Here is a 13,920-nt window from a genome sequence, read left to right on the forward strand (position 1 = left end):
TGCTTATAAAAGTACCGAAAACCGTATGCATGTTCTGAATTGGTTGGTATAATAGTTATAGAAAGAAAAAGGCGGGATAGTATGGCATACACACATTTACAAGTGAAAAGCGGATATAGTCTAATGAACAGTACAGCGACCATTCCAAAATTGGTAGAGCGTGCACACGAGCTGAAGTTTGATGCGCTTGCACTGACCGATATAGAAGTGCTGTATGGTGTCATTCCTTTTTATCGTGCATGCAAAAACTATTCTATAAAACCGATTATTGGGATGACTGTGTATGTACGTGATGTGGAGGAGGAAGAAGGCATCCCATGTGTACTCCTGGCAAAAAATAATACTGGTTACCATGGGCTTGTGAAAATCAGTACAGCTATCCAGCTCCACGGGAAAAATGGAATACTTAGAGAAGAATTATCAGAATACAGCGACCAGCTAATTTGTATCTATCCGACAAATGACGGTAAGGTCGAACAGGCTTTACGTGACGGTCAGGATGGGGAGTTAACTACTTATTTTAAAGCATGGCAAAGTCTCTTCTCTGATGGCGATTTCTATCTAGGCATTCAGGATCGAGGGTTGGAAGAAGACAGGAAGCACACACAAGTTTTAAAATCTTTTCATGAGAAAACCGGTCTTCCAGCCGCCGTAATCAATGATGTTATATACTTAAAAGAAAATGATGAAATAGCGTATGATTGTCTGCAGGCTATGAAAAACGGTAACCAGTGGACCATGCAACGAACGAATCCAAAATTAAAAAACAGATACCTTCGCTCGGAAGCAGAAATGATGGAGACTTTTAACCATTGGCCGGAAGCAGTCGATATGACAGAGGCGATTAAAAATAAGTGTGATGTTACATTTGATTTTGAACAGCGCCTCATACCATCTTTTCCTGTGCCGGAGGGAATTCGTGCCGCGGATTACCTGTCAGCCAAATGTTGGGAAAATGTGGAGAAGAAATACAGTGTTGTTACCGAAAAAGTAAAAGAACGATTATCGTATGAACTTCATGTTATTCAAACGATGAACTTCAGCGATTATTTTCTGATTGTCGCAGATTTTATTAATTATGCGAAGTCCAATCAGATTCTGGTCGGTCCTGGTCGTGGCTCATCGGCTGGATCTATTGTTGCTTATGTGCTTGGAATAACAGAGGTTGATCCGTTGGAATATAATCTTCTGTTCGAACGGTTTTTAAATCCCGAGAGACAGACAATGCCTGATATTGACGTCGACTTTTCAGATGCTAGACGTGATGAAGTGATAGAATATGTAAGAAATAAGTATGGTGTAGAGCATGTTGCCCAAATTATTACGTTCGGAACTTTTGCTGCAAGATCATTAATCAGAGAATTAATAAAAGCAATGGACATAGATCAGCAGGATGCGAATTTCATTCTGAAAAACATACCATTACAATCTAAAAATAGTATACCCGAGATAGTTAGGGAATCAGAGGAACTGAACAAGTATGTTAAAAGCTCACCGAAATTAAAGGCGTTGTTTGCAGTAGCTGTTAAACTTGAAGGCTTGCCTAGACATATTTCCACGCATGCTGCAGGAGTCATCATCAGTGAAAAACCATTGATTGAGCATGTGCCGTTGACAGTTGGAGCAACAGATACTTATCTTACCCAATTTCCAATGAATGATTTGGAAGCGATTGGGCTATTAAAAATGGATTTTCTTGGTCTCCGTAATCTTACACTTCTTGAGAAAGTAATCAAGTCCATCACGTATACATCGGATAAACAGCTTACATTGGAGAAGATTCCGGACGATGATGAGAAAACATTTAAAATTTTGCGAAGCGGGCAGACGAATGGCGTATTTCAGCTTGAATCACAAGGAATGAAACAGGTGCTGAACAGGCTAAAGCCGACTGCATTTGAAGATATTGTTGCAGTAAACGCGCTCTTTAGGCCGGGCCCAATGGATTTTATTCCTGTTTATATCGCGCGGAAACATGGAAAGGAACAGGTTACCTACCCACATCGGGATTTACAGCCTATTTTGGAAAAGACGTTCGGTGTATTGGTCTATCAGGAGCAAATTATGCAGATAGCTCATAAAATTGCAGGTTTTACGCTAGGTGAGGCAGACATTCTGCGCCGTGCTGTCAGCAAAAAGAAACAGGACGTTATGGACACGCAAAGGAAAGCGTTCATTGATGGCTGTCTAAATAACGGCTACTCTTTGGAAGTGGCTGAAGAGGTTTTCAGTTGGATTGTCAAATTTTCCAACTACGGTTTCCCGCGGAGCCACGCAGTTGCCTACAGCAAAATCTCCTATCAGCTTGCATACCTAAAAGCCCATTATCCAGCAAACTTTTTTGCGGAGTTATTAAGTGCTACCAGAAATCAACAAGAAAAACTGAATGCGTATATTCAGGAACTGAGAGCGATGGATATTGACATTATGCCACCAACCATTAACCGAAGTTATGGGAAGTATACCGTTGAAGGAACAAGTATACGCATGGGACTTTCATCTATAAAAGGAATTGGCAACCAGTCCATTGCTGAGATCATTCGCGCAAGGAAAGACGGTCCCTTTAAAAATCTGTTTGATTTCTGTCTGAGAGTCTCACCGAAATTGGTTAATCGGGCAACATTGGAGAACTTGATTATTGCCGGGACATTTGATGAAACACACGCAAATCGGGCGAGTTTGCTTGCATCGATTGATCAGGCGATGGAGCAGGGAGAATTGTTCAGTGAATTTTCTGGCCAACCAAGTCTCTTCCAAAACAAAATAGAGTTGGAAGCTGATTATATTGATATGGACGACTTCAGTCAGGTTCGTAAATTGGCAGATGAAAAAGAATTGCTTGGTATCTATATTTCTAGCCATCCACTTAAGGATTACAGGAAACGTTTAAGGGCAAGCGGGCATATCGCACTTAAATATGCTGAAAAATTGGTTGGTAAACGAAATGTCAAATCTACAGTCATTATACAGTCAATCAAGACAATTCGTACAAAACGTGGTGACCGGATGGCGTTTTTGACACTCGGGGATGAAAATTCAGAAATTGATGGAGTTGTTTTCCCAGACTTGTTCAGAGATGTAAGTCGTTTTCTGGAAGAAGAGATGATTATCAGTATCAGTGGGAAAGTCGAATCAAGGAATAACAAACTTCAATGGGTTATTGACACACTAAAGCCATTTAACGAAGCGGAACTCATTGAACAACCGGACCAGCGGCTGTTTATTAAAGTAACGAGCAGCACGAGCGGTAATGCATTAAACAAAATAGGACAGATTTCAGGGAAGTACCCGGGTGGCACGCCTGTTATAATTTATGATGAGGATAAGAAACAGTCTTATCAGCTTACGGACGAATATTTTGTCCATACCGAACAGGACTGTTTAAAGGAACTGAATCTTCATTTTGGTAGGGAGAATGTAGTTTTAAAAAAACGAAACTAAAATACATGAAAATCAGGAATAGAAACAATATCCGTTATTTCTGATTTTCCTACAATTTTACACAATACTTTACAGACGAAAATCTTCTGTTATAATATAGTAGTTATTAGTGGTCTGACCACTTTTGAACCAGATAGACTTACTTTCATATACAGCAAAATAACTTATTACTTCTATGACTGAGCAGCCTTTAGATATGTACAAAGCGATAGGGATACATGTAAAGGATTAATAGACCATTTCTACATAAAGGGAGAGATAAGAGACGATGGCAAGCTTAAGAGATGAAGCATTGCACTTGCATAGAGTAAACCAGGGGAAATTGGAAATTAACACAAAGGTACCAGTCAATAACGCGGAGGATTTAAGCCTTGCATATTCTCCTGGTGTGGCTGAACCTTGTAAGGAAATTTATGATCGCACGGAAACTGTATATGATTATACAATGAAGGGTAACATGGTAGCAGTTGTCAGTGATGGTTCTGCTGTTCTCGGACTTGGTAATATCGGTCCTGAAGCTGCACTTCCTGTTATGGAAGGAAAAGCTGTACTGTTCAAAGGATTTGCAGGTGTAGACGCATTTCCGATTTGCCTTGCTACGCATGATGTCGACCAAATTGTACAAACAGTAAAATTATTGGAGCCTAATTTCGGCGGAGTGAATTTGGAAGATATCGCTGCACCCAACTGTTTCATTATTGAAGATCGCCTAAAAAGCGAAATGAATATTCCAATTTTTCATGACGACCAGCATGGTACAGCAATTGTAACTGTAGCAGGTCTGATTAATGCTTTAAAGCTTGTCGGCAAAAAGTTCTCTGATATTAAAGTAGTAGCGAATGGTGCTGGAGCGGCGGGAATCGCGATTATCCGTCTGTTGCAAAGTTTTGGCGTTCGCAAAATGATCATGTGTGATTCCAAAGGGGCAATTTATGAAGGAAGACCCTATGGAATGAACAGTGTGAAGGATCGAGTGGCCAAGTTTACGAACAATGATAAAATAGAAGGTTCCCTTGCAGATGTTCTTGTTGATGCAGATGTATTTATTGGAGTGTCCGTAGGTGGTGCTTTAACAAAAGAAATGGTATCAAGCATGAATGACGACGCCATCATTTTTGCCATGGCCAATCCCGATCCAGAAATTCTCCCTGAAGCGGCAAAAGAAGCAGGAGCAAGAGTTATTGGTACAGGAAGATCCGATTTTGCCAATCAGGTGAACAATGTGCTTGCTTTTCCAGGGATTTTCCGTGGTGCACTCGATGTGAGAGCTACAAGGATCAATGAGGATATGAAAGTGGCGGCTGCAGAAGCGATTGCTTCCTTGATTGAAGAAAATGAGATTCATGATGATTATGTCATACCAAGCCCTTTTGACACACGTGTTGCACCATTGGTAGCTTCAAGAGTTGCAAAGGCAGCTATGGATTCTGGAGTAGCAAGGTTGAAAGTCGACCCGGAGGAAATTGCGGAGAAGACAAGAAGATTGACGCAACAAAAATAATATTATAAGTGCGCGTTCAAAAAAAGTGCCCTATTCGACGCTTATCATTTGGTGACTTTTTGAACAACCTCTATAAGTTCCAAAGGAGTGTAGTCCTGCAGTGACGATGTCATCCAAACACAAAGTATATCAGGAAGTAATCAAGGAATTACAGCGATATATTGAAATGAAGAATTTAAATGCGGGAGACAAGCTTCCTTCAGAAAGAGAACTTTCAGAAAAATTGAATGCAGGCAGGTCATCAGTAAGGGAAGCATTGCGGGCTTTGGAACTTATTGGACTGATTGAAACAAGACATGGAGAAGGTACGTATTTAAGGACTTATCGTTCTTTTCAGACGGTGGAGCTTTTATCTTCATTTATTTTGAGGCAGGAAAATATTAAGAACGACCTGACTTTAACGAAAAAGATTATCGAAAAAGAAGCAGCAAAACTTGCATTCAGCCGATTGGAAGAAAGTGACTTCAAGCAATTGAATAAAATTATCAAAACACATGTTAATGATCGACAAGCAAGACATCGTACTTATTTTAATTATATTTTTAATAAAACCGAGAACTTATTATTGACTAAAATATGGATTTTGATGGAAGAATTTGCATACACAGTGAACACAGAACTGTATGAAGACGCCTTTTATTCAAAACTGGCTGATCTATATTCTGCACGTGACTATCAGTCCATCGAAGGACTATTTATCTCAAATTAACGGACATGTTGACCCGAAGCAAAGAAGTTCCTGTGGGGATCTAGTTTTACCTCACTGAAGTTTCGCTTTAGCAGATAGCAAAGTATAAAACTTTTCTAATTGCATAAGTGCAACGAAGGCTGTCACCGAAAGGCTTGGTGACAACCAAATTTTCTACTAAATGAAACCTATAGAAGTGGCAGTTGAGAGAAAAAAATTACTCTCGACTGTTTTTGACACTCTTTTTAATAAAATATCGTTATGATGATTAAAATGATTCAAAATGTACAGGCTGACATGTCAAGGTAGGTATTAAAGGGGGAGTAAACTTGCTAAAGGATCTTTTCAGCAAGCGGAAGAAATACGCATCCATACCAAGTGAACAGGCTAAGATGGATGTTCCTGAAGGACTTATGCAAAAATGCAATGGATGTAATAAAATATATTATCGCAAGGAAATGAAGAAGTCATTGAATGTTTGCCCAAATTGTGGTAATCATCACCCTATGACTGCCTGGGAACGGATAGACAGTTTATTTGATGCGAATACTTTTAAGGAATGGGATAGAGGGATTACATCTGGAAATCCGCTCAATTTTCCGGAATATGAAGAGAAAATTGCGAAAGACCGAAAAAAGACAGAACTGAACGAAGGGGTAGTTACCGGTAAGGGTATGATCGATGGTATACCAACTGCTTTTGCTGTTATGGATTCCTCTTTTAGAATGGGGAGTATGGGTTCAGCAATGGGTGAGAAAATTGCTCGTGCCATTGAAAATGCGAAAGAGGAATCAATACCATTCATTATTTTTACTGCTTCTGGTGGTGCCAGGATGCAGGAGGGTGTTTTGAGTCTCATGCAGATGGCCAAAACCTCTATTGCAATCAAACGTTTCAGTGATAAGGGTGGGTTAATGATTTCCATTATGACCCATCCGACTACAGGCGGTGTTTCAGCAAGCTTTGCCTCCATCGGGGACTATAACTTTGCTGAACCAGGAGCTCTGATTGGTTTTGCTGGCAGAAGAATTATCGAACAAACAATTAGAGAAAAGCTTCCTGATGATTTCCAGACTGCTGAATTTCAGTTGAAACATGGTCAATTGGACAAAGTGATCCATAGACATGATATGAAAGAAATCCTTTCGAAGCTTCTTCAAATGCATCAAAAAGGTGGCGACACAACATGAATTCAGTACTGGAGTTCGAAAAACCGATTGTAAATTTAAAAGAAAAGATCGCTGAGTTGAAAAGTTTCACAGAAGATAGCGAAATCGATTTGTCTGTAGAGATTGAAACATTGGAAAAACGTCTCGCCGTTCTTGAAGATGAGATATATGGGAATTTGAAGCCCTGGAATCGGGTTCAGATGGCGAGACATCCAATGCGTCCAACCACCTTGGATTATATAGATAAACTTTTCACGGATTTCATTGAATTCCATGGTGACAGAAACTTTGGGGATGATGAGGCAATTGTGGCAGGGGTGGCTTTTTATGATGGTAAACCTGTTACAGTAATTGGTCACCAACGAGGAAAAGATACAAAAGAAAACATTCGCAGGAACTTTGGAATGCCACATCCGGAGGGCTATCGCAAAGCATTGCGTCATATGAAACAGGCAGAAAAATTTGATCGGCCGATTGTGTGCTTTATCGACACCAAAGGGGCCTACCCGGGTAAAGCTGCCGAAGAACGAGGGCAAAGTGAAGCCATTGCCAGAAACCTGATGGAAATGGCTGGTCTCACCGTACCTATCGTCTGCGTTGTTATTGGTGAAGGTGGAAGTGGTGGTGCGTTGGCACTTGGTGTAGGTGACTACATTCATATGCTGGAGAACTCGACTTATTCGGTAATTTCCCCTGAAGGTGCGGCTGCATTACTTTGGAAAGATTCCGGACAGGCACAGCGGGCTGCTGAAACCATGAAAATTACTTCTTATGATTTAAAAAAATTAAATGTGATTGACCAGATCATACCGGAACCTAAAGGTGGGGCCCACCGTAATTTGGAACAGCAGGCATTAAACATGGACATCGTACTGAAACAATCACTTGAATCTCTAAGTAAATTCACGAAAGAAGAATTACTTGAGAATAGATGGGAAAAATATAAGAAGATTGGTGCGTATGAAATAATCTAATACTGTAATAGTTGAGACTGATAAATAATAATATCAGTCTCTTATTTTATATAAATAAATATAAAATTCTCTTTAAATATAGGATAATGATTGCTATTTCTTCTGTTTTTATTTATCTTAAAAGGGTATGGTACAGTATTAAATGAAATTTAATTTGGCGACGTGAGGTGAAGTTAACATGAAGAAGATTGGTGTGCTGACAAGTGGGGGAGATTCACCAGGGATGAATGCTGCCATTCGTGCCGTAGTCAGAAAAGGTATCTATCATAATCTGGAAGTTTATGGTGTCAAAAATGGTTACCAGGGGCTTATGGAAGGTAACATCGTGAAAATGGATTTGGGTTCTGTGGGAGATATTATTCAACGTGGAGGAACAATTCTTTTTTCTGCCCGCAGTGAAGAATTCAAAACGGACGAAGGTCAAGAAAGAGCAATAGAACAAATGAAGAAGTTGGGAATAGATGGACTAATTGTAATTGGTGGTGACGGAAGTTTCCGTGGTGCGCAAAAATTAACCGAAAAAGGCTATCCATGTATTGGGGTCCCGGGAACAATTGACAATGATATTTCTGGAACTGATTTCACAATAGGTTTTGATACTTCGTTAAATACAATTATCGAAGCAGTTGATAAGATCCGTGATACTGCAACATCACATGAACGTACCTATATCATTGAAGTGATGGGTAGAGATGCCGGAGACCTCGCACTTTGGTCAGGACTTGCTGGTGGTGCAGAAAGTATACTTATACCTGAGAAAAAGGAGGATTTTTCCGAAATCATCGATCGCTTGAAACGTGGACATGAACGTGGCAAGAAGCACAGTATCATTCTTTTGGCGGAAGGAGTTGGAAGCGGCTTCGACTATGGAGATCGAATTGAGGCAGAAACCAAGCTTGAAACACGTGTAACGGTTCTTGGCTACATCCAGCGTGGTGGATCACCTTCCGCAACAGACAGGGTGCTTGCAAGCCGTTTAGGAGCAAGAGCTGTTGAACTTCTTTTAAAGAACCAGGGTGGTCGAATGGTAGGGATACAAAATAATAAATTGGTTGATCATGCTTTTGATGAAGTATTTACAAGGGATCATTCAATCAATGAAGAAATGTACCAGCTTTCCAAAGAACTATCCATTTAATCCGGTTATATAATGAGTATTTATAACGCAATAACGGTCTTTTTGTAATCCGCTCGATTAAGGTTCACATTAGTTGAAACAAGAGAACATGTAAGCTAGTTATGATAATCAAGGAGGAAGAAATATAAATGAGAAACACTAAAATCGTATGTACGATTGGCCCTGCATCTGAAACAGTAGATACATTAGAGAAATTAATTGATGCAGGTATGAATGTTGCCAGACTTAACTTCTCACATGGTGACTTTGAGGAACATGGCGCCCGCATTAAAAACATAAGAGAAGCAGCAAGAAATAAAAATAAAACAGTAGCTATACTATTGGACACAAAAGGTCCAGAAATTAGAACAAATAATTTTAAAGATGGCTATGCAGAACTTGTACAAGGAAATAACGTCATTATCTCGATGGCGGAAGTTGAAGGAACAGCAGAAAAATTTTCTATAACTTATGATGGGTTAATCAAGGATGTTCATGCAGGATCGAAAATTTTACTCGATGATGGGCTAATTGAATTGGAAGTAATGGATATTGATCATGCAAATGGCGAAATCCATACAAAAGCACTCAATTCTGGTGTCATTAAAAATAAAAAAGGTGTGAATGTACCAAATGTATCTGTAAATCTTCCAGGTATTACTGAAAAAGATAGCGAAGACATTAAATTTGGCATCGAACAAGGCGTTGATTTTATTGCAGCATCTTTTGTACGCCGAGCATCTGATATTCTTGAAATTAAAGAACTGCTGGAAAATAACCAGGCAGCACATATTCAAATCATCCCTAAAATCGAAAATCAGGAGGGTGTCGATAATATTGACAGCATTCTGCAAGTAAGTGATGGATTGATGGTGGCACGTGGTGATCTTGGTGTGGAGATTCCTGCTGAGGATGTGCCACTTGTTCAGAAAGCACTTATAAAAAAATGCAATAATGCAGGTAAGCCAGTCATCACTGCTACGCAAATGCTTGATTCCATGCAAAGAAATCCTCGTCCGACAAGAGCGGAAGCGTCCGATGTGGCAAATGCAATTTTTGATGGAACTGACGCAATCATGCTTTCCGGAGAAACCGCAGCAGGTATCTATCCGGTTGAATCCGTTCAGACGATGAGCAATATTGCTTTGAAAACAGAGTCTGCTCTGGAACATAAATCAATTTTAAATGAGCGAACTAAAAATGTGGAAATGACGATTACAGAGGCAATCAGCCAGTCCGTAACACATACAGCGATGAATTTGAATGTGGATGCTATCATTACCCCAACGGAAAGTGGCCATACCGCAAGAATGATATCGAAATACAGACCAAAAGCGACGATCCTGGCAGTTACGTTTTCGGAGCATGTTAACCGTCAGCTATCCCTTGTTTGGGGTGTACATGCTGTAAAGGGCAATAAAGCAAGTTCTACAGATGAAATGCTTGATATCGCGGTTGATAAAGGATTAGGTACTGGACTTTGTACCCGAGGCGGCAGAGTCATCATAACTGCCGGCGTACCAGTTGGAGAAAGCGGCACGACAAACTTGCTTAAAGTCCATGTAATCGGTGATGTGATAGCTAAAGGGCAAGGTATTGGCAGAAGAAGTGCATACGGCCGTGTCGTTTTTGCCAAGACCAACGAAGATGCGTTGTCAAAAATGGAAGATGGTGATATTCTTGTCACATATGGCACTGAAAAAGATATGATGCCAGCAATCGAGAAAGCTTCCGCCATCATTACGGAAGAAGGCGGCTTGACTTCCCATGCAGCTGTTGTCGGCTTGAGTCTTGGAATTCCGGTTATTGTGGGAGTAAATGATGTCTTTGATTTACTTGAAGATGGTCAGGATATTACTGTTGATGGTTCAAAAGGTGATATTTATGAAGGGCATGCGAGTGTATTGTAACTGACATGAAGTTATTAAAAATAGAAATCGGTATTTTACCGGTTTCTATTTTTCAAGTAAGAAAGGATGGTGAATGATGCGCTGGCTATTATTAGCTTTACTCGTAATTCCCGCTTTGGAAATCGGTTTATTTATTTGGCTCGGCGGTATTACAGGGCCGTGGTGGATCGTATTTCTCATAATTCTAACTGGTATAATAGGCGTATCTCTCGCGAAGAGGCAAGGAATGGACACTTGGCAGAAAGCTCAATTACAAATGAGTAAAGGAATTCCCCCTACAGAAGAAATTTTGGACGGTATTTGTATTTTCATTGGTGCTGTATTTTTATTTTCTCCCGGCTTCATTACGGATACAGTAGGCTTTATACTTGTCCTTCCGTTTACACGTACACCGCTGAAAAGGATCATACGTAAATTAATTAATAAAATGATGGGAAATGGAACAATCATTTATCGGAAATGGTAATCACCCCTTTATGAAATTCCATAAAATTTGCAGGATTCCCGACTGATGAAGTGCGTTTCCCAGTACGATCAGTAATGGTGCAATCAATAGTCCTGCAAATCCCCATATCTGGATTCCGATAAACATCCCAATCAACAGGATCAATGGATGTATTCCGATTTTAGATGAAAGTATCTTTGGTTCAAGTATTTGTCTGGATAAAATAACAATCATATAAAGAACGCTTAGTCCAATTGTCAAATGATAGTCGGATACAGCAAAAAGATAAATGATCCAAGGTATAAATATAATCCCTGTCCCTATATACGGTATTAAATCCACTACAGCTGCAAACAAAACAATGGTGAGTGCATGATCTATTTGAAATACCATAAGTCCGGCTAGAATAATGCAACAAGAGATGAACATCAATGTCAGTTGAGCCCGGAAAATCCCACTGACTGCATGTTTTAAATGACGAATAAGCCTCTGGGTCGACTCACTCGCACCTATTGGAATATACTTTCCTGCTACTAGTTTTAAACGTTCATAATCATTTGAAATCATAAAAGTTGCGAGCAATACGAAGATAATGGATGTTATGGAACCGGGTACTGCAGCAAGCATAACGGGGACTTTTGTTAAACTATTTTGAAGTAGGTCACCACCCGTAGATGCAATAAAGTCGGTTAATGAACGTATATATTCATTAATCGTAACTTGGTGATTTTGATCAAGCGAATGAAAGTAGGAAATAACCTTTTCATAGATAGGCAATACATTATGATTGAAAAAGTTTTCCAAAAACAAAACAAAGGATTCTAAGTGCCTTGGCAATTGCTCGGCCAAAAATAGAGAACCTTGATATATCTCTGTAATGACTAGCAATAAGAGTCCGATGCAAAACAGAAGAAATCCAATCAATGTTACAAATACAGAAATAAACCTCGGAAGTTTTGCTCGCTGCTCTAGGAAGCGAACAACAGGATGAATGAGGGCAGAAATGATTGCGGCCAAAAGGATCGGATAACTATATTTGAATGTAGTAATAAGAACCGTGCTGACCATTAAAAATCCGGCTATTACTAGAAAGAATCTCAGAAATTGCAGTAACAATGCTTTTTCCAACTTTATGCACCCCATTTTCACGTGAAAAATACTGGCTTATGAATGCCTGTACTATTTTACATATGATAAATAGGATGGAAATAGACATGTGATACAAAAAATCAATCTTTCGTATTTATACTTAACGACATTACCCTGTGAATATCTTATTATTTTAGTAAATATTAAAAATTTAAACGGTTTCAATTCACTTTCTATTAAATTTCCTTTATAATAAGACTGGGGTAGGCAATAATAGGTTACTTAAAAGGGTGCATTGATTTAAGTAGAAGCGTAACATGACTTCTGCTGTTTAAATATGAATAACAACAGAATATCGTGTTACAGAAATTATTGTCATATAAAATTGTGCATTCTTTATACATAATGTCACAATTAATTTATGAAAAAGGAGAGGGTTCATATGACAACATCGACAAAGGGATTAGAAGGTATTGTTGCAACTCAATCGTCAATCAGTTCAATCATTGATGACCAATTATCCTATGTAGGATATAAAATTGATGATTTGGCTGAAAAGTCGAGTTTTGAAGAAGTAGTTTTCTTACTTTGGAATCTCAAACTTCCAACGGCAGGGGAATTGGAAAATATCAAGAAAGAACTTGCAGAAAATATGGAAATTCCGGATGCAGTCATCGAACATTTACGTTCCTATGATTTAAAGACTGTTCATCCTATGGCAGCATTACGTACTGCAGTGTCATTGCTTGGATTATATGACAGTGATGCAGATGTTATGGAAACAGAAGCAAATAAGCGAAAGGCAATTCGTATTCAGGCAAAAATCGCAACGATTGTAGCGGCTTTCTCAAGAATCCGAAATGGCAAGGATCCAGTGAAGCCTAAGAAAGACCTAGGCTATGCTGAGAACTTCCTATATATGCTTAATGGTAAAGAAGCTCAAGACATTGAGATTGAGGCAATCAATAAAGCATTGGTACTTCATGCAGACCACGAGTTAAACGCATCTACTTTCACCGCAAGAGTGTGTGTTGCAACACTATCAGACATTTATTCTGGTATCACTGCTGCAATCGGTGCTTTGAAAGGTCCTTTACACGGTGGAGCAAACGAAAATGTTATGAAAATGCTGATTGAAATTGGTGAAGAGGAAAATGCTATTCCCTATATAGATGAAAAACTTAAAAACAAAGAAAAAATTATGGGTATGGGGCATCGCGTATATCGTAATGGTGATCCACGAGCGAAACATCTGAAGAAAATGTCCAAAGAGCTGACTAAACTTACAGGTCAGGAAAAATGGTACAACATGTCAGTTAAAATTGAAGAATATGTAAAAGAGAATAAAGGCCTTCCAGCAAATGTGGACTTCTACAGTGCGTCTGTCTATCATAGTCTTGGTATTGATTACGATCTGTTTACACCGATTTTCGCTGTAAGCCGTACATCCGGCTGGCTGGCACATATTCTAGAACAATATGACAATAACCGTCTGATTCGCCCGCGTGCTGAATACAACGGTCCTGAATTGCAGGAATACGTAGAGCTTTCTCAGCGGGGATAAATGAAAATATGGAACCGGAATG

The 13,920-nt window shown here is 39.4% G+C and carries 10 protein-coding genes; 9 read left to right on the forward strand and 1 reads right to left on the reverse strand.

What is annotated here, in order from left to right:
* Positions 1–81 precede the first annotated feature (81 nt).
* The 8 genes from dnaE (at position 82) to MN204_RS09745 (ending at position 11,266) form a co-directional block, all read left to right on the forward strand.
* Entirely contained in the window at positions 82–3,441 is a 3,360-nt protein-coding gene (gene dnaE / locus MN204_RS09710; RefSeq protein ID WP_249870884.1) for a DNA polymerase III subunit alpha, read from the forward strand.
* A 268-nt stretch (positions 3,442–3,709) separates the two neighbouring features.
* The gene (ystJ, locus tag MN204_RS09715) at positions 3,710–4,942 is read left to right on the forward strand and encodes an NADP-dependent malic enzyme (RefSeq protein WP_249870885.1); all 1,233 of its coding nucleotides are present in this window, start codon (positions 3,710–3,712) and stop codon (positions 4,940–4,942) included.
* Between the two features lie 106 nt (positions 4,943–5,048).
* The gene (locus MN204_RS09720; protein WP_249871112.1) at positions 5,049–5,651 is read left to right on the forward strand and encodes a FadR/GntR family transcriptional regulator; all 603 of its coding nucleotides are present in this window, start codon (positions 5,049–5,051) and stop codon (positions 5,649–5,651) included.
* A 308-nt stretch (positions 5,652–5,959) separates the two neighbouring features.
* Positions 5,960–6,820, forward strand: a complete 861-nt coding sequence (gene accD / locus MN204_RS09725) for an acetyl-CoA carboxylase, carboxyltransferase subunit beta (RefSeq protein ID WP_249870886.1) — start codon at positions 5,960–5,962, stop codon at positions 6,818–6,820.
* Entirely contained in the window at positions 6,817–7,773 is a 957-nt protein-coding gene (accA, locus tag MN204_RS09730) for an acetyl-CoA carboxylase carboxyl transferase subunit alpha (RefSeq protein ID WP_249870887.1), read from the forward strand. Before accD ends, accA begins: the two co-directional genes overlap by 4 nt.
* A 178-nt stretch (positions 7,774–7,951) precedes the next feature.
* Positions 7,952–8,911, forward strand: a complete 960-nt coding sequence (gene pfkA / locus MN204_RS09735) for a 6-phosphofructokinase (protein ID WP_249870888.1) — start codon at positions 7,952–7,954, stop codon at positions 8,909–8,911.
* A gap of 128 nt (positions 8,912–9,039) precedes the next feature.
* Positions 9,040–10,800 carry a pyruvate kinase gene (gene pyk, locus MN204_RS09740; protein WP_249870889.1) on the forward strand — a complete coding sequence of 587 codons (1,761 nt, stop codon included), beginning with the start codon at positions 9,040–9,042 and terminating at the stop codon, positions 10,798–10,800.
* 76 nt (positions 10,801–10,876) lie between these two features.
* Positions 10,877–11,266, forward strand: coding sequence for an FxsA family protein (locus MN204_RS09745; RefSeq protein ID WP_249870890.1), 390 nt, complete (start codon positions 10,877–10,879; stop codon positions 11,264–11,266).
* On the opposite strand, the gene ytvI is transcribed toward MN204_RS09745, so the two are convergent.
* Positions 11,267–12,373: a sporulation integral membrane protein YtvI gene (ytvI, locus tag MN204_RS09750; RefSeq protein ID WP_249870891.1), complete on the reverse strand. Its 1,107-nt coding sequence runs from the start codon at positions 12,371–12,373 to the stop codon at positions 11,267–11,269.
* Positions 12,374–12,776: 403 nt separating this feature from the next.
* On the opposite strand from ytvI, the gene citZ reads away from it, so the two are divergent.
* Complete coding sequence (citZ, locus tag MN204_RS09755; RefSeq protein WP_249870892.1) at positions 12,777–13,898, forward strand: citrate synthase; 1,122 nt, start codon at positions 12,777–12,779, stop codon at positions 13,896–13,898.
* The last annotated feature ends 22 nt before the right edge of the window (positions 13,899–13,920 follow it).

This window comes from Oceanobacillus saliphilus, assembly GCF_023522835.1.
Classification (GTDB): domain Bacteria; phylum Bacillota; class Bacilli; order Bacillales; family Amphibacillaceae; genus Oceanobacillus; species Oceanobacillus saliphilus.

What these genes read in the sequence shown, in the direction of transcription:
- dnaE (WP_249870884.1), top strand. Translation starts at nt 82, where the DNA reads ATGGCATACACACATTTACAAGTGAAAAGCGGATATAGTCTAATGAAC.
- ystJ (WP_249870885.1), top strand. Translation starts at nt 3,710, where the DNA reads ATGGCAAGCTTAAGAGATGAAGCATTGCACTTGCATAGAGTAAACCAG.
- pfkA (WP_249870888.1), top strand. Translation starts at nt 7,952, where the DNA reads ATGAAGAAGATTGGTGTGCTGACAAGTGGGGGAGATTCACCAGGGATG.
- MN204_RS09720 (WP_249871112.1), top strand. Translation starts at nt 5,049, where the DNA reads ATGTCATCCAAACACAAAGTATATCAGGAAGTAATCAAGGAATTACAG.
- pyk (WP_249870889.1), top strand. Translation starts at nt 9,040, where the DNA reads ATGAGAAACACTAAAATCGTATGTACGATTGGCCCTGCATCTGAAACA.
- MN204_RS09745 (WP_249870890.1), top strand. Translation starts at nt 10,877, where the DNA reads ATGCGCTGGCTATTATTAGCTTTACTCGTAATTCCCGCTTTGGAAATC.
- accA (WP_249870887.1), top strand. Translation starts at nt 6,817, where the DNA reads ATGAATTCAGTACTGGAGTTCGAAAAACCGATTGTAAATTTAAAAGAA.
- citZ (WP_249870892.1), top strand. Translation starts at nt 12,777, where the DNA reads ATGACAACATCGACAAAGGGATTAGAAGGTATTGTTGCAACTCAATCG.